Below are 19,407 nucleotides of genomic sequence, written 5' to 3'. Positions count from 1 at the left end.
CACGGCCCCGGCCAGGCTGCGTCGCGCCCCCGTCCGGCGAGGGCGCGACCGGCGTTGGCGCGCGGCGCCGCGCACACGGTTTCGACTGTCGAAACGGCCGGCCGCGACCCCATCGGCGAACCCGATCCCATCCATCGAAATTACTCGCTTCCGGTTCCTCTTCGGCTTGGGAAGAATGCGCGGTGTCATCGGAGGAGACACGACCCGGCACAGCCGGTCGCCGCGCCGCCGCGCATCGCGCGTTTCCGGCGCCGCGCGCGCTGCGCCGGAAACGCCCCGGATGACGGGGCGCGCCTCGCCGGTCGCGCCCACGACAACCCATACAAGAAGCTGGATATCCCGGAGATCTCTCAATGAAAAAGACCCTGACGGCGCTCGCCGTAACGGCAACCTTCGCCGCCCCCGTGTTCGCGCAGAGCAGCGTCACGCTGTACGGCGTGATCGACGAAGGCCTGAACTACACGAACAACGTCGGCACCGGCCACGTCTACGAGATGGCAAGCGGCTACGCGCAGGGCAGCCGCTGGGGCCTGAAGGGCAGCGAGGATCTGGGCGGCGGCATGAAGGCGATCTTCCAGCTCGAAAACGGCTTCGACGTGAACTCCGGCCGGCTCAACCAGGGCGGCCGCATGTTCGGCCGCCAGGCGTACGTCGGCCTGAGCCAGACGCAGTACGGCACGCTGACGTTCGGCCGCCAGTACGACTCCGTCGTCGACTATCTCGCGCCGACCACGGCCAACGGCAACTGGGGCGGCTACCTGCTCGCGCACCCGTTCGACAACGACAACACCGACAACTCGTTCCGCCTCGACAACACCGTGAAGTACGCGAGCCCGAACTTCGGCGGCTTCCAGTTCGGCGGCGCATACAGCTTCAGCAACAGCACGAACTTCTCGGACAACCGCGCGTACAGCTTCGGCGCGCAATACCAGAACAACGGCCTGCTGATCGGCGCCGCCTACCTGCAGGCGAACCGCCCGGGCAACGGCTCGGCCGGCGCGATCACCGCGAACGACGCGAGCTACATCGCGGAGCGCATGCGCGTGTTCGGCGCGGGCATCAACTACACGTTCGGGCCCGCGACGCTCGGCTTCGCGTACACGAACTCGAACTACAAGAACCCGACCGGCAACGGCTACCTCGGCACGCCGGGCGCGATCATCGCACCGGGCGCGACGGTCAGCGCGATCAAGTACCAGAACTTCGAGGTCAACGGTTCGTACCAGATCACGCCGGCGTTCATGGTCGGCGCGCAGTACGTGCTGTCGCTCGAGAAGTACGACGCGTCGACCGGCGACGCGAAACCGACGATCCACTCGGTCGGGCTGATGGCCGACTACAACCTGTCGAAACGCACCGACGTGTACGTGCAGGCCGCGTACCAGCACATCGCCGGCGACAAGACGAACTCGATCCTCGACAACGCGTTCATCCCCGGCACCGACGCGCCGTCGTCGACGTCGAACCAGGTGGCCGTGCGTCTCGCGCTGCGCCACAAGTTCTGACGCAACCCGGTTCTCCGTTCTTCACGCGACACCCGCGCCGGTCGGCCCGAGGTGTCTTCGCCCGCCCGCACGCGCCAGCCTGCCGGCGGTTTTTTTCATGCGCGCTGCAACGCGCGTGACCGGCCGATGACGCCGGAACGGGCAACGGGCGCGCAATCGTCCCGTCAACCGTGACAGGTCAACGGACGACGATCCGTCGATACACTATGGGCCTGCGCGACGGCCGCCATCCCCGCCTTCCTCGATGCCGGCCGTCGCCTTCATTACGCACGGCCCGCCGCCTTTCGCCCGCGCCGTGCGCCTGCCGCCCCCCAAGGAGTGTCACTTGAAGCACTGTCGCCGCGCGCTGTTCACCCTCGCCGCCGGCCTTCTGGCCAGCGCGACTTCCGATGCCCGCCCCGTCTGCACCGTCGTCGCCGACGCCGCCACCGGCCAGATGCTCGTGCAGCAAGGCGACTGCGCGACCCGCGTCACGCCCGCGTCGACGTTCAAGATCGCCATCAGCCTGATGGGCTTCGATGCGGGCGTCCTGAAGGACGCGCACACACCGACGCTCGAGTTCCACACCGGCTATCCCGACTGGGGCGGCGCGCCGTGGCGCGAGCCGACCGATCCGGCGCGCTGGATGAAGCTGTCGGTGTTCTGGTACTCGCAGCAGGTCACCCAGGCGCTCGGGCAGGCGCGCTTCCAGCAGTACACGACCGCGTTCGGCTACGGCAACGCGGACGCCACCAGTCAGGTGGGTGAACTGAACGGTGTGATGGGCGCATGGGTCAACGCGTCGCTGCGCATCTCGCCGCTCGAACAGGTCGGCTTCATGCGCAAGATCGCGAACCGGACGCTGCCCGTCAGCGCGCACGCGTACGACATGACCGAGCGCATCACGCTGATCGACACGCAGCCCGGCGGCTGGATCGTGCACGGCAAGACGGGCACCGGGTCGCCGGGGCGCAAGTACGACGCGTCGCATGCGTACGGCTGGTTTGTCGGCTGGGCGGCCAAAGGGCCGCGCACGCTCGCGTTCGCGTACCTGATACAGGACGACGAGCGGCAGACGCCGAACGCCGGCCTGCGCGCACGCGACACGTTCCTGGCGACGCTGCCCGCCCTCGCCGAACCGGGCAGGCCCCAATGAGCGCCGGCCCGCGCAACGCGCGGATCGACCTGCTGCGCGGCGTGTCGATCGTGCTCGTCCTGCTGCATCACTTCAACATCCCCTACTCGCTGCGTGAGACGACGCTCGCGCGCGTATTCGGCTGGGAAACGGTGCATGCGGTGGTGCGCAACGGCAACTACGGCGTGACGATGTTCTTCGCGATCTCGGGCTACCTGATCACGTCGAATGCGCGGCACCGCTGGGGCAACCTCGGCGCGGTCGACGTGCGCGCGTTCTACGTGTCGCGCGTCGCGCGCATCGTCCCGTGCCTGCTCCTGCTGCTCGCGCTCGTCAACGGACTCGCGGCGGCCGGCGTGCCGATCTTCCGGAACCACGCGCCGGAGGGCGTCGCCGTGTCGTTCTGGCTCGTGAATCTCGCGTCGCTGACGTTCTGGATGAACGTGCTGATCGGCGCATACGGGTGGGTCAACTACGCGCTCGGCGTGCTGTGGTCGCTGTCGGTCGAAGAGGTGTTCTACCTGTCGTTTCCGCTGCTGTGCATCGCGCTGCGCCGCGATGCGCGGCTGGTCGCGTTCTGGGTGGCCGTCGCCGCGATCGGGCCCGTGTACCGCTTCACGCACGCCGGCGACGAAGGCGGGTTCCTCTACGCGTACTTCGCGTCGTTCGACGGGATCGCGATCGGCTGCTGCACCGCGTTGCTGGCCGAGCGCAAAAGCTGGCAGCGGCTCGCCGCGCCGCTCGTGCAGGGGCTCGTCGCAGCGGCGATGGCCGCGCTGTATCTGGCCTGGCCGATCGCGGAAAGCCACGTCGCCGGCGTCACCGCGATGGCGCTCGGCACGGCCGTGCTGCTGATCGGCGCGCACGTCAACGGCACGCGCGCGCAGGGCCGCCTGCTCGCGCCGTTGCGCCGGGCCGGCACGCTGAGCTACGAGCTGTACCTGTTTCACCTGATCGTGCTCGGCGGGCTGCGCACGCTCTGGCCGCCGTCGGCCACGCATGGCGACACCCGGCTGCTGTTGCTGATCGCGTATCTGGCGTTGTCGGCGGTGCTGAGCGCGGCGATCGCGCGCGGCTATGCGACACCGCTCGACCGCTTCATCAAGCGGGTCGCGTCGCGGCCGTCAACGCGCGTGCCGGACGGCGCGCGGTTCTAGCGGATCGTCGGCCGCCCCTGCCGGGTGACACGACTTCGGAAAGAGAAGAAAGCGGCCAGCGCCCGGCCGTATCGCGATGGCGATACCGGCCGGCCTGACCGCAAGCCCCGCGTACGCATCGCACGATCGACCGAAGCCGTCGGGTGATCGGTAGCGTGTCGCCGCCCGCCGGTCAATCCAGATAGTCGGCGTATTCCTTGCGCGCGTAGCGGGCGAGCGTCGTCCACGGCGGCGGCTCGCGCCGCGCGGCCGGCGCCGGTGTCAACGTCAGCTTGCGCACGACGCGGCCGTCGGCACTCCGGTATTCGACCGACAGCGGCGCCTGCAGCGTCTCGCTCCACAGGATCCGGTTCACGCCGCGTGCGCCGGGCGTGTCGACCGCCTGCTCGTACCAGAGGGTGCCGGGCGCGTCGCCGCGCTTCGCGACCGCGAGCCGCTTCAGCTGCGACGGCGGCGTGACGTAGTACGCGTTGTCCCATGAGCCGTCGAAGCCCGTGGTTTCGTACTCGGCCGGCGGCACGCTGACGACCGTCCGGTTCGCCGCATCGACGTACTCGATGCGGGCCGTCTTGCCGTCGTAAGTCACATGCCGTGCAGCCGCCTGGAAGTTGAAATGCCTGTGGCCCGCGTGGGCGGCCGCCGGCTGCACGCCGGCGCGGCGGCCCGGGCCTGCATCGTGGTCATGATCGTGATCGTCGCCCTGCCCGCCGCCGGCCGCGGCGGCGGGCAGCACGCGTTCGACCCACACGTGCCCGTCGCGCCGCACCATCCGTTCGCGATACAGCGTCGTGCGCGTCACGCCGTCGGCCGTCACCGTGCGGCTCTCGTGCAGCAGCACGGCGTCGAGATCGGCCGCGGCACACGCCGGCAGTGCAATCATCCCGCAGGCGAGCGCACAGAGGATCCGGCGTTTCATCGTGCCATCACCCGCCTCAGAAACCGAACGCCGAGCGCACGAGACCGAACACCTTCGTGTTGTCGATCGTGCCCTTGAACGCCTTCGCATCGGCGCCGTCGGCGAACAGCATCACGTCGCCGCCGCCGTGCGTTTCCGAACCGGCGCTGCCCATCCGCACGCCGACTTCCTGCAGATACGCATCGTTCGTCGCAGTGGCCGAATCGACCGACGCGCGCACGTTCGGCCGGTTCGCGCCGTTGCCGAACACCAGCGTCGTGTAGGTATTGCCGTCGGCGTCCTTGCTCGGCTGGCCGTCGCGATAGTTGCGGCTGATGTCGAGAATCGGGTTGCCGCGCTTCGAGTAGCCGTTGATCGTCATCGTGTGGTCGTGGTCGGCCGTCACGACGATCAGCGTGTTCGACAGGTCGACCTTCGACAGCGCGACGCGGATCGCTTCGTCGAATGCCGCCGTGTCCTCGAGCGCGCGCTTTGCGTTGGTGCCGTGCAGCGCGTGATCGATCCGGCCGCCTTCGACCATCAGGAAATAGCCGTTCGAATTCTTCGACAGCACGTCGATCGCCTTCGACGTCATCTCGGCAAGGCTCGGCTGCGACGGCCCTTCGCCCTTGCCCGCGACGCGGTCCAGTTCGTACTCGAGATGGCTCGTCGAACTGAACAGGCCGACCAGCTTGCCGTTGCCGGCCTGCGCGAGCTGATCCTTCGTCGCGACGACCGTGTAGCCCTTCGCCTTCATCTCGTTGAGCAGGTTGCGCCCGTCCGCGCGGCCGCGCTTGTTGGCCACCGGATCGAACGGCGTCCAGTGGTTGCGGCCGCCGCCCATCAGCACGTCGACGCCGTCACCGAGCGCCGCGTTGTAGCCCGCGCCGCCCGGCGCCGCCTGCGCGGCGATATCGTATTGCGCGTCGCGATGGCAGATGTGCGAATAGGTCGCGGCAGGCGTCGCGTGCGTGAGTTCGGTCGTCGTGATCGCGCCGACCGCCTTGCCGCGCGCCTTCGCCAGCTCCAGCAGCGTCGCGACCGGCTGGCCGTTGCCCGGCGCGCAGTTGTTGATCGTCTTGTTGCCGTTCGCGTCGCTGCCCGGCGCAACCGCGCGCGTGTCGGACGACATCGACAGCACTTCGTTGTTCATCTTCACGCCGGTCATGTACGCGGCCATCGACGGCGCGCTGTCGGTCGTCTGCGCGTCGTTCGAGAAGGTCTTGATGCGCGCGGTGCGCGCCAGCTTCTCCATCGTAAGTTGTCCCGACTCGCCGACCTTGTAGATCCGGCTCGCCGTCACGGTCGTCGGCCCCATGCCGTCGCCGAGAAAGAAAATCACGTTCTTCGCCTGGCCGGCGGCCTGCGCCGCGCCGCATGCGAAACCCGCGACGGCCAGCGCCGCCGCGATGCACTTGATGGTCGACATCCTGTATTCCCCTGTACCCGTATGGTCGGCGCTCACAGCTGCACCGCGTTGCGCACCAGCTCGAAGACCTTGTTGTTCTCGATCACGCCGTGGAACGCATCCGCGCCGCGGCCGATCGCACCGAGGAACACATCGGTGCCGCCGTGCGTCTCGTTGCCCTTGTCCATTCGCACGACCGCCTCCTGGCGATAGTCGTCGGCGCCCGTCACCGCGTCGGTGAGCGCGGTGCCCGCGCGGCTGCCCTGCACGCGGTTCTCGCCGTTGCCGAAGCCGATGATCGTGTACGGCGCGCCGTCCGCGTCCTTCGCGACCGCGCCCGTCTGGTAGTTGCGCAGCACGCCCAGCACGCCGGCCTTGCCCGCCTCGGTCTTGCCGGTGCGCGCCGCATAACCGTTCAGCACCAGCGTGTGGTCGTGGTCGGCCGTGACGACGATCAGCGTGTTCTTCAGGTCGGGATCGGTCTTGCGCACCTTGTCGAGCGTGGCCTTGATCGCGTTGTCGAACGCGACCGTGTCCTGCAGCGCGCGCTTCGCATTGGTGTCGTGCAGCGCGTGGTCGATCCGGCCGCCTTCGACCATCAGGAAATAACCGTTCGGATTCTTCTGCAGCACGTCGAGCGCACGCGTCGCCATGTCGGTGAGGCTCGGCTCCTTCGTCGCGCCGCGATCGAGGTCGTAGCTCATGTGGCTCGACGAGAACAGGCCGACCAGCTTGCCGCTCTTCGTCGCATCGGCGGCCAGCAGGTCGTCGCGGTTCTGCGCGAACGCATAACCCTTCGCCTTCAGCTCGTTGACGAGGTTGCGGCCGTCGGTGCGCTTGCCGCCGCCGTCCTTCGGCACGAAGAATTGCGTGCCGCCGCCGAGCACGACGTCGACGCCGTCGCCCAGCGCGCCGTTGTAGCCCGCGCCGCCCGGCACGAGCTGCGCCGCGATGTCGTTCTCGGCATCGCGATGGCACACGTGCGCATACGTCGCGGCGGGCGTGGCGTGCGTGACGCGCGTGGTCGTCACGACGCCGGTGGCCATGCCCTTCGCCTTCGCGATCTCGAGCAGCGTCGTCGCCGATTTGCCGTTGTTCGCGCCGCAATTGCCGGTCAGGCTCGCGCTCGGCTCGATCGCCTTCGTGTCGGGCGACATCGAGATCACTTCGTTGTTGGTCTTCACGCCGGTCATGTACGCCGACATCGACGGCGCGCTGTCCGTCACCTGCGCATCGTTCGAATAGGTCTTCACGAACGCGGTTTCCGGCAGCGTATCGATCGTGAGCGCGCCGTCTTCACCGACGCCGTAGATGCGTGCGGCCGTCAGCGTCGTCATCCCCATGCCGTCGCCGAGGAAGAAGATCACGTTGCGCGCGGCCGTCTGAACGGGCGGCCGGGTGGGCGACGTGCTGGTCGGGCCGTCGTCGCTGCCGCATCCGGCGAGCGCAAAGGCGCCCGCGCACAGCAGCGCCGCCGTTTTGATTCGATTCATGGTGCCGGTTCTCCCCGCCGTTGATGCTTTCGAAATGAAAGGCGATGGTAGGAACCGGATGTGACGTCAATGTGAATGGAAACTGGAAGACATCGAATGGATTATGAAAGGCGACGGCGAGGCGCCACGGCCGGGCGCCGCGCGTGCTGCGGCGTCATTCCGCGTGTTCGGCGGCGAGGTTGCGCACGGTCACGATGCGCGCAGGCGGAATGTTCGCCCAGACGATCCGGCTGCCGCAGGCGACAAATGCCGGATCGCCCAGCGGATGCCGCCCGGGCGGCCGCAGGTCGTACGTGAACTGGATCATCACGCCGTCGGCCGACAGCACGCGATGGCACTGGCCGACGATCGCCGTCACATCCTGGCGCGGCAGCGTGCGCAGCGGCAGGCACGACACGATCGCGTCGACGCGCGCGTCGGGCGGCAGCAGGCGTTCGAGCTGCCGCGCGTCGCCCGACACGATCGAGATGCCCGGAAAACGTCGCCGCAGATGCTGGACGAACGCCGGCGAACGCTCGACCACGACGAGCCGCCGTGGCGCGACGCCGCGTTCGAGCAAGGCCGCGGTGATCGCGCCGGTGCCGCCGCCGAGCTCGACGACCAGCCCGTCGCCGTCCGGCACCGCGTCGGCCATCTCGCGCGCCAGCTGCCGCGAACTCGGGCACAACGCCCCCACCGCGGCCGGACGGCCGACCCACTCGCGCACGAACAGTGCCGAGACACGCCACGCGTTCGGCCAGATCATCGGCAGCCCTTGAGCGATTGCGCCGTCGGCAACGACGCGCCGAAGACTTCATGGAACAGGGCTACGGCGACACGGGGCTTCGGCATGCGCATCCTCCTGGACGAATCGGTCCGTCGCGGGAAGCGCGACGATCAAATCGATTCTAGGAAACGCAAACTTAAGGCGACGTGAAGATTGACCCTGATTCCCCTGATCAATTCGTACCGGATCAACGGCCGACGCCCGCCCCGTGCGCGGCCCGTCTCACCGCAGGTTGGTTCTCGCCAGCTCGACGATCTCGTCGCCGCGCCCGCTGAGGATCGCGCGCAGCATGAACAGGCTGAAGCCCTTCGCATGCGCGAGTTCGATCTTCGGCGGCATCGCGAGCTCGTACTTCGACGTGACGACGTCGACGACGGCCGGCCCGTCATGCGCGAACGCCGTGCGCAGCGCTTCCTCGATGTTCTCCGAGTGCTCGACCCGCACGCTGAAGATGCCCGCACCCTTCGCGATCGCCGCGAAATCGGTCGGGCTCAGGTCGACGTTCGTGTCCAGATAGCCGGCCGCCTTCAGCTCCATCGACACGAAGCCGAGCAGGCTGTTGTTGTACACGACGATCTTGACCGGCAGCTTGAGCTGGCGTGCGGTGAGCAGGTCGCCGAGCAGCATCGACAGCCCGCCGTCGCCGGACAGCGATACCACCTGCCGCCCCGGATGCGCGCCCTGCGCACCGAGCGCCTGCGGCATCGCATTCGCCATCGAGCCGTGATTGAACGAACCGTGCAGTTGCCGCTTGCCGTTCATCGTCAGGTAGCGCGCGGCCCACAGCGTCGGCGTGCCGACGTCGGCCGTGAAGATCGCGTCCTCCGCCGCGACTTCGTCGACGATCTTCGTCAGGTATTGCGGATGAATCGCGCGGCCCGGCGGCTCGGCCACCGCGAGATCGTCGAGCCCCTTGCGCGCGGCCGCGTAGTGCTTCAGCGCATTCTCGAGGAAACGCCGCTGCGTCTTGCGCGTCAGGCGCGGCAGCAGCGCCGCGATCGTTTCCTTCACGGTGCCGACGAGGCCGAGCGCGAGCGGCGCACGATGGCCGAGCTGCGAGCCTTTCCAGTCGATCTGCGCGATCTTCGCGTTCGACGGATAGAACGGCCGGTACGGGAAATCCGTGCCGAGCATCAGCAGCGTGTCGCACGATTCCATCGCGTGATAGCCCGAACTGAAGCCGATCAGCCCCGTCATCCCGACGTCGAACGGGTTGTCCCATTCGACGAACTGCTTGCCGCGCAGCGCATGCACGACCGGCGCGCCGAGCGTGTCGGCCAGCGCGACCACCTCGTCGTGCGCGCCCTGCGTGCCGCTGCCGCACAGCAGCGTGACCGCGTCGGACGCGTTGAGCAGCGCCGCGAGCCGGTCGAGATCGGCGTCGGCCGGCAGGATCGACGGCGGCGCCGATTCGCTCCAGGCCGGCGCTTCGTCCGGGCCGTCGCCCAGCGCGATGTCGCCCGGCAGCACGATCACCGCGACGCCGCGCTCGTCGATCGCGGTGCGCATCGCGCGCGCGAGCACGCGCGGGAACTGCGATGCGTTCGTCACGAGTTCCGCGAAATGGCTGCACTCGCGAAACAGCTCCTGCGGATGCGTTTCCTGGAAGTAGCCGAGGCCGATCTCGGTCGACGGGATGTGCGCGGCGATCGCGAGCACCGGCTGATGATTGCGGTGGCAGTCGTAGAGGCCGTTGATCAGGTGCAGGTTGCCGGGGCCGCAACTGCCCGCGCACACCGCGAGCCGGCCGGTCGACGCGGCATCCGCGCCGGCCGCGAACGCGGCGCTTTCCTCGTGCCGCGTATGCATCCAGCGGATCGAGCCGATCTGGCTCAAGCTGAACGACAGGCCGTTCAGGCTGTCGCCCGTCACGCCCCAGATACGCTCGACGCCCGCTGCCGCCAGCGTCTTCGCCAGGTATTCCGCCATCGTCTGTCTAGCCATCATGCCCTCGCTCGTTGATCGGTCGTCACACGATTGATCCGGCAACGGCAGCCGCCGTTGCCGCTGACGGGACGAGCATACGCGATCGTGCCGCGCGGCGTCGTGACGATGCAAGCGCCCTGCACGCCGCCGCGGCAGCGATCCGTCGCGCCGCACGCCGCCCCTTTCGACGGCGTCGGGCAATCGTCGGCGCTTTGTCATGGTTCCGATTGCAGTCGGCAGTCGGAAACCGCGCAGGGGCGCCTGCGGCTCCCCGCTCAGCTCCAGTCGGATGCCGCCTCGTCCGGATCGACGAGCGTCAGTCCGGACGCCGGCAACGGCAGCGCGGTCTTGTAGCGCACCTGCTTCAGCGCGAAGCTCGACCGGATGTTCGATACGCCGGGGATCGTCGTCAGTCGCTCGATGATGAAACGCTCGAGCGTGCGCATGTCGGGCATCACGACGCGCAGCAGGTAGTCGGCGTCGCCCGACATCAGGTAGCACTCCATCACCTCGGGCCGCTGCGAGATCGCTTCCTCGAAGCGCTGCAGCGCGTCCTCGACCTGCTTCTCGAGGCTGACCTGGATGAACACGTTGATCCGCAGCCCGAGCGGCTCGGGGTCGAGCAGCGTGACCTGCTGCCGGAACAGCCCGAGCTTCTCCAGCGCGCGCACGCGGTTGAAGCACGGCGTGGCCGACAGGTTCACCGCACGCGCGAGTTCCGCGTTCGTGATCCGCGCGTTCTGCTGGAGCTGGTTCAGGATGCCGATGTCGATGCGGTCGAGCCGCCGCGGGTTTGAACTCATGGTCGAAATATTCCGGAAGAGTGGCCACAACCGGAATATTTACACTATCGGCGCGCGAAATCCCAATGAAATCAGACGCATATTTTGCGGATCGGCGGGTAGCATGATCCGACCGATTGCCACTGATGCGCGCCGCTCCGAACCGGCGCGCGGGAGACCTGCGATGACGGACCTGTCGAACGGTATCGATGCCACGCGGCGCGCGGGCGCCGCTCACGCCGACGCCGACCCTGAAGAAACCGCCGAATGGCTGGAGGCGCTCGACGCCGTCGTCGCGCACGTCGGCAAGGAGCGCGCCCAGTACCTGCTCGGCCGGCTCGCCGCGCATGCGCACACCCGCGGGCTCGCGGCGCCGCGCGGCCCGGTCACGCCGTACGTGAACACGATCGCCGCGCACGAGCAGCCGCCCTATCCGGGCGACGCCGATCTCGAGGAACGGCTGTCCGCGGCACTGCGCTGGAACGCGCTCGCGATGGTCGTGCGCGCGAACCGGGCGTACGGCGAGCTCGGCGGCCACATCGCGAGCTACGCGTCGGCATCCGACCTGTTCGAAGTCGGCTTCAACCACTTCTTCCGCGCGGCACCGGCCGGTGCGGGCCATGAAAGCGGCCCCGGCGGCGATCTCGTGTACTTCCAGCCGCATTCGTCGCCGGGCGTCTACGCACGTGCGTATCTCGAAGGCTTTCTCGGCGAAGACCATCTCACGCACTATCGCCGTGAAATCGCCGGGCCCGGGCTGTGTTCGTATCCGCACCCGTGGCTGATGCCCGACTTCTGGCAGTTCCCGACCGGCTCGATGGGCATCGGCCCGATCAACGCGATCTACCAGGCGCGCTTCATGCGCTACCTGCAGCATCGCGGGCTCGCGAACACCGCCGGCCGCACCGTGTGGGGTTTCTTCGGCGACGGCGAGATGGACGAGCCCGAATCGCTCGGCGCGCTGTCGCTCGCCGCGCGCGAGGGGCTCGACAACCTCGTGTTCGTGATCAACTGCAACCTGCAGCGGCTCGACGGCCCGGTGCGCGGCAACGGCCGCGTAATCGACGAACTCGAGGCGCTGTTCGCCGGCGCCGGCTGGAACACGATCAAGGTGCTGTGGGGTTCCGACTGGGATCCGCTGTTCGCACGCGATCACGCGGGCGCACTCGCGCGCGCGTTCGCCGATACCGTCGACGGCCAGTTCCAGACCTTCTCCGCGAACGACGGCGCGTACAACCGTGCGCGCTTCTTCAGCCGCGACCCGGCGCTCGAGGCGCTCGCCGCGCAGCTCACCGACGCCGAAATCGACCGCCTGCGCCGCGGCGGCCACGATGCACGCAAGTTGCACGCCGCATATGCGCGCGCACTCGCCCATCGCGGCCAGCCGACCGTGATCCTCGCGAAGACGATGAAGGGTTACGGGATGGGTTCGACCGGCCAGGGCCGGATGACGACCCACCAGCAGAAGAAACTCGACGTCGACGACCTGAAGGCGTTCCGCGATCGCTTCCGGTTGCCGCTGTCGGACGGCGACGTCGAGCAGCTGAAGTTTTACAAGCCAGAGGAAGACAGCCCGGAAATGCGTTACCTGCATGCCCGCCGGGCTGCCCTGGGAGGCTATCTGCCCAGAAGGCGGATGGCGGCATCGAAGGGGCTGACCGTCCCTTCGATGCCGGCCTGGGGTGCGTTCGCGCTGGATGCGGCCGGCCGCGAGATGTCGACGACGATGGCACTCGTGCGCATGCTTGCCGCGTTGATCAAGGATCGCGAGCTCGGCCCGCGCATCGTGCCGATCGTGGCCGACGAAGCACGCACGTTCGGCATGGCGAGCCTGTTCCGGCAGGTCGGCATCTACTCGCCGCTCGGCCAGCGCTACGAACCCGAGGATCTCGGCTCGATGCTCTACTACCGCGAGGACACGCGCGGCCAGATTCTCGAGGAAGGGATTTCGGAAGCCGGCGCGGTGTCGTCGTGGATCGCCGCGGCGACGTCGTACAGCGTGCACGACCTGCCGATGCTGCCGTTCTACATCTACTACTCGATGTTCGGTTTCCAGCGCATCGGCGACCTGATCTGGGCGGCTGCCGACCAGCGCTCGCGCGGCTTCCTCGTCGGCGCGACGTCGGGCCGCACGACGCTCGGCGGCGAGGGCCTGCAGCACCAGGACGGCAGCAGCCATCTCGCGGCGTCGACGATTCCGAACTGCCGCGCGTACGACCCGGCGTTCGCGTACGAAGTCGCCACGATCGTCGATGCCGGCATGCGCGAGATGGTCGAGCAGCAGCGCGACGTGTTCTATTACGTGACCGTCATGAACGAGAACTACGCGCAGCCGTCGATGCCCGGCGACGATCCGGCCGCGCGTCGCGAAGGCATCCTGAAGGGCATGCACCGGCTGCCGGCCGAGTCGAACGCGACCGCGCGCGTGCAGTTGTTCGGCGCGGGCGCGATTCTCGGCGAAGTGCTCGCCGCGCAGCGGATGCTGAAGGACGACTGGGGGATCGATGCGGCCGTCTGGAGCGTCACGAGCTTCAGCGAATTGCAGCGCGACGGGATGGAGGCCGAACGGCTGTCACGGCTCGGCGACGGCCCGGCATCGTCGTATGTCACGCGGATGCTCGAAGGCACGCACGGCCCGGTGGTCGCCGCGACCGACTACGTGCGCGCGGTGCCCGAGCTGATCCGCGCCTACGTGCCGCGCCGCTACGTGACGCTCGGCACCGACGGGTTCGGGCGCAGCGACACGCGCGATGCGCTGCGCGCGTTCTTCGAGGTCGATCGCGCGAGCATCGTGCTCGCCGCGCTGAAGGCGCTGGCCGATGACGGGGAACTCGATGCGGCGGTCGTGCGAGACGCACGCGAGCGTCTCGGCAAGACCGCGCCTCCAGGCGTCGCGCCGTGGCAGCGCTGACCGAGTGACGCGACCGGGCAGCAGCCGACGACGATTCGTCGACCAAAACAATTCTTTGGTCAACCAAACAGGCGGGGATCCGGCACGAACGCTTCTTTGCCGATCACTTTCACACTTGAAGCAAAATCCGCATGCAGCGGGTTCAGCAGCAAGTCGAAATCGGTCGGGCAAACGTGTGGTTGCTGCCATGGCGACTCCCAAATGGGTTGATTCACATTCCCATTTGATACTCCCAATCGGGAGTTTTCAATCGACCAAACGGCATATCCGTCACCAACGGGAATCGACGGCGCTCCGCGCTACACCGGCAACGCGTGCGTCGACAGAATCTCCTTGAGCACCATGAACGAGCGCACCTGCCGCACGCCGGGCAGGTACAGCAACTGTTCGGCATGCAACCGGTTGAAGCTCTCGTTGTCGCGCGTGCGGACCAGCATGAAGTAGTCGAATTCGCCCGTCACCACGTGACACTCGACACACCCCGACACTTTCTGCGCGGCCTTCTCGAATTCGGCGAACGCCTCCGGCGTCGAGCGATCCAGCACGAAGCCGATCACGACCAGCATCCCGGCACCCAGCGGCTTCGGGTCGAGCAACGCGACGATGCCGCGAATCAATCCCATCTCCTTCAACCGCTCGACGCGCCGCAGACACGCCGGCGCGCTCAGCTTCACCTTCGCGGCAAGGCTCACGTTCGAAATCGACGCATCCTGCTGCAACTGCCGCAGGATCGCCCGGTCGATGCGATCGAGCGCCGGCGCGGCGTCGGCCGGGGATGTGCTACCGCGATCTAATTTCATTGCGCCTCCCATCCATTTTGCGAATCAAAATTATCTCGACTATCCATATCTCATCGATAACGTAGGCCCTCACCATTTATTTCGCAAGCTCATTTCGCGCCGTCCTGCCTATCATTTTTCCATCGGGACACGGCGTGCGAGCAGCACCCGACCGATCCGGTTTCCTGCCCACCTTCCCTCGGAGCTTGTCGATGAACCTGCAACGTTTCTCCCGTTATCCGCTCACGTTCGGCCCGACCCCGATCCAGCCGCTCAAGCGCCTGAGCGCGCATCTCGGCGGCAAGGTCGAGCTGTATGCGAAGCGCGAGGACTGCAACAGCGGCCTCGCATTCGGCGGCAACAAGACGCGCAAGCTCGAATACCTCGTTCCCGACGCGCTCTCGCAAGGTGCCGACACGCTCGTGTCGATCGGCGGCGTGCAGTCGAACCAGACGCGCCAGGTCGCGGCCGTCGCCGCGCATCTCGGGATGAAGTGCGTGCTCGTGCAGGAGCACTGGGTCAACTATGAAGACCCCGTGTACGACCGCGTCGGCAACATCCAGCTGTCGCGGATGATGGGTGCCGACGTGCGGCTCGTCGCCGACGGTTTCGACATCGGCATTCGCCGCAGCTGGGAAGAAGCGATGGAAAGCGTGCGGCAGGCGGGCGGCAAGCCGTATCCGATACCGGCCGGGTGTTCCGAGCATCCGCTCGGCGGGCTCGGGTTCGTGGGCTTCGCGGAAGAAGTGCGGGAACAGGAAGCGCAGCTCGGCTTCAAGTTCGATTACATCGTGGTCTGCTCGGTCACGGGCAGCACGCAGGCGGGGATGGTCGTCGGCTTCGCGGCCGACGGACGCGCGGATCGCGTGATCGGCATCGACGCGTCGGCGACGCCCGAGCGCACGCACGAGCAGATCACGCGGATCGCACGGCATACGGCCGAGCTGGTCGGGCTGGGGCGCGATATCGAAACGAAGGACGTGGTGCTCGATACGCGCTATGCCGGGCCGGAATACGGACTCCCGAACGATGGCACGCTGGAGGCGATTCGTCTGTGTGCGCGGCTGGAAGGCATGCTGACCGATCCCGTCTATGAAGGGAAATCGATGCACGGGATGATCGACAAGGTGCGGCGCGGGGAATTCGAGCCGGGGTCGAAGGTGCTGTATGCGCACCTTGGCGGGGTGCCGGCGTTGAGTGCTTACGCGGAGATCTTCCGCAACGGCTGATGGGTATCCGAAGTCGATCCGGCGCGCGATGGGCCAATTCCACGCAATGATGCAGCCGCCTCCGGCATCCGCCGGCGGCGCACTCATGCCGGATAACCGGTTGTCGAGCGCCGTGCCGTTCTGCGCGGCGGCGTGCGGTGTGTCGGTGTGTCGGTGTGTCGGCGTGTCGGTGTGTCGGCGTGTCGGTGTGTCGGACCATCGCCGCACCCATCATGGCGTTCGCGCGTCAATCCATGAATACGATCGACCGGCGAGCGCGTACCTCTCGACGATCCAGTGCGCACGACTGCGCAGCGTTCGCGGTCGTCGGCCGTCCACGTCGCAAGCCTCTCCCGCCGTCGCGCCGGCAAACACGGCGCCGTTCCGTTCAGTCGCCGGGCAATCTCGACAGCGCAGCCTCCACCTCCACGCGCATCGCCGGCCATTCCGGCTTGAGCGCATCGACACCGCCCGCGGCCAGCGCACGCTCGCCTCTCGCGCACGCATCGCTCGCGTCTGCGTCGCCGGCCAGCGCGAAGCCGCCTCGCATCGAATGCAGCTCGCCCTTGAGGCAATCGTCGTCGCCGCGCAGCAATGCGGCGTCGATCGTCGCCAGCGAGCGCAGCGTCGCGGCACGCAATTGTTCGCGCATCTCTTCCGTCATCAGCGACACCTGCCGGTCGTCGCGATCGACCGCGTGCAACGCCGTCGCGCCGCGCCCCCCGTGGCGCCGCAACACCGCATCGAGCGCATCGATCGACAGCGGCTTGAGCACGACCTCCGCGACGCCAACCTGCGCGCACCGCCGACGGTCCTCTTCGGTCGCGTGCGCGGTCATCGCGATCACGGGTACCGTCGCCCCCTGCTCGCGCAGGAAGTTCGCCAGCGCGAAGCCGTCGAGTTCGGGCATGCCGAGATCGGTCAGCACGACATCGAACGACTGCGAAAAGTACGCACGCATCGCCTCGACGCCGTTCGTGACGATCGTCGCATCGTAGCTCAGCGCATCGAGCTGATCCCGCAACAGCACGCGGCTCGCCGGGTGATCTTCCGCGACGAGCACGCGCAGCGGCACGCCGCCGTCCGGGCGCGTCGGCCACGCTGGCGTCGTGGCGGGTTCGTCGTCGAACGCGACGCGCCATCCGGACGGCGCCCTCGCCAGCGGCAGCGATGCGGTGAAGGTCGTCCCCGCACCCGGTTGGCTGTCGACCGTCAGCGCACCGCTCATCAGGCGCGCGAGACGTCCGCAAAGCGGCAGCCCCAGCCCCGTGCCGCCGAAGCGCCGGTAAATCGACGGATCGGTCTGCACGTACACATCGAACAGCGCCGGTAGCGCTTCCGCAGGAATGCCGATGCCCGTGTCGCGCACCGAGATTTCGACGCCGTGCTGCCTGCCGGAAGCGACGGCCGGCAGCGCGTCGATCGTCACGCTGCCATGCTCGGTGAACTTGATCGCATTACTGACAAGGTTCGACACGATCTGGCGCAGGCGGGTCGGATCGCCGACGTAACCGTCGGCCAGCCCCGGCGCGACACGGCATTCGAGTACGAGCCGTTTCGCTTCGGCGAGCGGACGAAAGATCGCCGCGACGTCGAGCAGCACGGCTCGCAGGTCGAACGGCACGGCTTCCAGCACCATCTGGTTGGATTCGGCCTTCGACAGGTCGAGCACGTCGTTGATCACGCGCAGCAGTGCGTCGGACGACGACATGACCGTCTGCAGCCGACGCTGTTCGGTCGATGGCAATGCCGCACGCGCCATCAATTCGAGATTGCCGACGATCGCGTTCAGCGGCGTGCGAATCTCGTGGCTCATCGTCGCCAGGAAGGTCGACTTCGCCTTGTTAGCGTCGTCCGCGGCTTCGCGTGCCTCGCGCAGCTTGTCCTCGGCCTGCTTGCGCGCGGTGATGTCGGTCAGCGTACAGAGCAGTACATCGACGCCGCGATAGCGGGTACGGACGATGTGCGCGGCAAGGTAGGCCGCCCCGCCATCGGCGCGGTCGACCGACAACTCGTGCGTGACGACGCGCGGCTTCCGACCGCCCGCGATACTGTCGCGGTATGCCTGCCAGATGCGCTTGCCGAGCGACGGCGCCATGCCGGTGCCGCCATAAGCCTGTGCGGCCTCGTTGCGCGCCATCGTGTCGCCGTTGGCCAGCGCCAGCAGCATGATGCCGGCCGGCGCCGTGCGAATCAGCGTGCGGTTCAGCGCCTCGCTTTCGATCAGCCGGATCGCGCGGCGGTTGGCAGGGCGCAGCGCGCGCCGGTCGAACATGACGATCGCGAACCACACCGTCCCGATCGCGAGCAACGCGAGACCGGTTGCGATACCCAGGCGGACGGCCACGTCGTCGAACAGGCCGCGCCACGAATACGTCGCGGTCAGCACCTCGCGGAACCCCGGCATGCGGTCGCCGATGACGATACTCGTGCCGACACGGTGTGCGGCGGCCCGCTCGCCACCGGCCGCGCGCGCATAATCGAGCGCGCGGGCGGTCAGCGCGGGGGCAGCCTGCCGGCCGGTCAGGACATTCGTGTTCGAATCGACCAGTGCATAGTCATGGCCGGAGGACGAGGCGCGCAGGATGTCGTCGATCTCCGGCCGCGCGACGACGACAAACCATGCGACCGGCTTGCCCTGGCTGTCCCGCACCGCCTGCGCGAACCGCAGCACGGACCGCCCGAGCAGCGGATCCTGCCGCCGGTCCAGAAAAATCTGCCGATTGCCGGGCGCGGCAGCCGCCGATACAAACTCGGCCGGCGGCTGCAACTGCCGGATCAACGCCTTCACGTCGAAACCGGCCGGCAGCGCGAGCGTCGCCTTCACCAGCGGATACCCGGCCACGATGACGAAGTCGCCGTCCGGATCGATCAGATATCCGCCCATGCCCGGGTCGCCGGGCTGCCTCGGCGGCATGACACCCGTCTTCTCGACCGGCTCGAGAAACGCCGCGAGAAACGGCGCGTAGGCCCCCCCTGGCCGGGGCGACGGATCGGCCGCGAACGCGGCCACCGCCACGCGTCCCGTGTGTCCGAGAACGGCCAGCCTGCCGCGATCGTCGGCAAACCGCTTGAGTGCATCGGACGGCGCGGTCGGCAATTGCCGGGCCATCAACTCGAGGTTTTCGACATAGCGATTCTGGAGCGCCCTGACCACCTCCATCTCCGCGAGCAGGTCGGCCTTGCGTAGCAGGAACTCGGAACGGTCACGCGCAACCGACTCCTGCAGGTCGAGCTGCGCGACCAGTGCCGCGCAGACCAGCACGAACACCGTGATCGCCACACCGCTTCCGTACAGCAACCATTGCTGCTGGCGTCGCACGCGCCCCGGCTCGAACGGCTTGCGGCCCGCGGCCGCGGCATGCGCGATCAGCGTTTTCAGTTTGGTGGGCATAGGTGTCGTCGAAGTCGTCTCGGCACCGGCACCGCGTCGTGCGTTGTCCGGGTCACTCGGTACTGTCCG

The 19,407-nt window shown here is 67.9% G+C and carries 14 protein-coding genes; 6 read left to right on the top strand and 8 right to left on the bottom strand.

The window, feature by feature from the left end; genetic code table 11:
- The 4 genes from ABY44_RS05620 to ABY44_RS05605 all read left to right on the top strand — a co-directional run.
- Nucleotides 1-357, top strand: a 357-nt coding sequence (locus tag ABY44_RS05620; protein WP_431640937.1) for a hypothetical protein, incomplete at its 5' end; no start/stop codon positions are given.
- Complete coding sequence (locus ABY44_RS05615) at nucleotides 354-1,505, top strand: porin (protein ID WP_060174203.1); 1,152 nt, start codon at nucleotides 354-356, stop codon at nucleotides 1,503-1,505. The genes ABY44_RS05620 and ABY44_RS05615, both read left to right, overlap by 4 nt.
- A 325-nt stretch (nucleotides 1,506-1,830) precedes the next feature.
- Nucleotides 1,831-2,640, top strand: a complete 810-nt coding sequence (blaOXA, locus tag ABY44_RS05610) for an OXA-1043 family class D beta-lactamase (protein ID WP_060174202.1) — start codon at nucleotides 1,831-1,833, stop codon at nucleotides 2,638-2,640.
- Nucleotides 2,637-3,776 (top strand): acyltransferase family protein, encoded by a 1,140-nt coding sequence (locus tag ABY44_RS05605; protein ID WP_060174201.1) that lies wholly within the window; start codon nucleotides 2,637-2,639, stop codon nucleotides 3,774-3,776. The genes blaOXA and ABY44_RS05605 overlap by 4 nt, the downstream gene beginning before the upstream one ends.
- Before the next feature lie 172 nt (nucleotides 3,777-3,948).
- On the opposite strand, the gene ABY44_RS05600 is transcribed toward ABY44_RS05605, so the two are convergent.
- The 6 genes from ABY44_RS05600 to ABY44_RS05575 form a co-directional block, all read right to left on the bottom strand.
- A complete protein-coding gene (locus ABY44_RS05600) occupies nucleotides 3,949-4,692 on the bottom strand; it encodes a hypothetical protein (RefSeq protein ID WP_060174200.1) in 744 nt (247 codons plus the stop codon).
- A gap of 16 nt (nucleotides 4,693-4,708) precedes the next feature.
- Complete coding sequence (locus ABY44_RS05595; RefSeq protein WP_060174199.1) at nucleotides 4,709-6,100, bottom strand: alkaline phosphatase; 1,392 nt, start codon at nucleotides 6,098-6,100, stop codon at nucleotides 4,709-4,711.
- Nucleotides 6,101-6,132: 32 nt separating this feature from the next.
- Nucleotides 6,133-7,572, bottom strand: a complete 1,440-nt coding sequence (locus ABY44_RS05590) for an alkaline phosphatase (RefSeq protein WP_060174198.1) — start codon at nucleotides 7,570-7,572, stop codon at nucleotides 6,133-6,135.
- 154 nt (nucleotides 7,573-7,726) lie between these two features.
- The gene (locus ABY44_RS05585) at nucleotides 7,727-8,317 is read right to left on the bottom strand and encodes a class I SAM-dependent methyltransferase (RefSeq protein WP_059696093.1); all 591 of its coding nucleotides are present in this window, start codon (nucleotides 8,315-8,317) and stop codon (nucleotides 7,727-7,729) included.
- A 243-nt stretch (nucleotides 8,318-8,560) separates the two neighbouring features.
- Entirely contained in the window at nucleotides 8,561-10,282 is a 1,722-nt protein-coding gene (gene poxB / locus ABY44_RS05580) for a ubiquinone-dependent pyruvate dehydrogenase (RefSeq protein ID WP_060174226.1), read from the bottom strand.
- 257 nt (nucleotides 10,283-10,539) lie between these two features.
- Nucleotides 10,540-11,067 carry an Lrp/AsnC family transcriptional regulator gene (locus ABY44_RS05575; protein ID WP_027789923.1) on the bottom strand — a complete coding sequence of 176 codons (528 nt, stop codon included), beginning with the start codon at nucleotides 11,065-11,067 and terminating at the stop codon, nucleotides 10,540-10,542.
- Between the two features lie 163 nt (nucleotides 11,068-11,230).
- On the opposite strand from ABY44_RS05575, the gene mdeB reads away from it, so the two are divergent.
- Nucleotides 11,231-13,957, top strand: coding sequence for an alpha-ketoglutarate dehydrogenase (mdeB, locus tag ABY44_RS05570; RefSeq protein ID WP_060174197.1), 2,727 nt, complete (start codon nucleotides 11,231-11,233; stop codon nucleotides 13,955-13,957).
- Between the two features lie 299 nt (nucleotides 13,958-14,256).
- Here mdeB and ABY44_RS05565 read toward each other — a convergent pair whose 3' ends face one another.
- Nucleotides 14,257-14,757, bottom strand: a complete 501-nt coding sequence (locus ABY44_RS05565) for an Lrp/AsnC family transcriptional regulator (RefSeq protein WP_027789925.1) — start codon at nucleotides 14,755-14,757, stop codon at nucleotides 14,257-14,259.
- Nucleotides 14,758-14,948: 191 nt separating this feature from the next.
- Between ABY44_RS05565 and ABY44_RS05560 the strand changes: the two genes are divergently transcribed.
- On the top strand, nucleotides 14,949-15,965 hold the full coding sequence (locus tag ABY44_RS05560; RefSeq protein ID WP_060174196.1) for a 1-aminocyclopropane-1-carboxylate deaminase: 1,017 nt from the start codon (nucleotides 14,949-14,951) through the stop codon (nucleotides 15,963-15,965).
- Nucleotides 15,966-16,332: 367 nt separating this feature from the next.
- On the opposite strand, the gene ABY44_RS05555 is transcribed toward ABY44_RS05560, so the two are convergent.
- Nucleotides 16,333-19,338 (bottom strand): hybrid sensor histidine kinase/response regulator, encoded by a 3,006-nt coding sequence (locus ABY44_RS05555; protein ID WP_060174195.1) that lies wholly within the window; start codon nucleotides 19,336-19,338, stop codon nucleotides 16,333-16,335.
- Nucleotides 19,339-19,407: the final 69 nt, after the last annotated feature.

Origin of the sequence: Burkholderia sp. ZZQ-2, from assembly GCF_050768715.1 — a bacterium.
Lineage (GTDB): Bacteria > Pseudomonadota > Gammaproteobacteria > Burkholderiales > Burkholderiaceae > Burkholderia > Burkholderia cepacia.
Note: the sequence above shows the minus strand (reverse complement) of the source record. Positions and strands in the feature narration are given on the sequence as shown.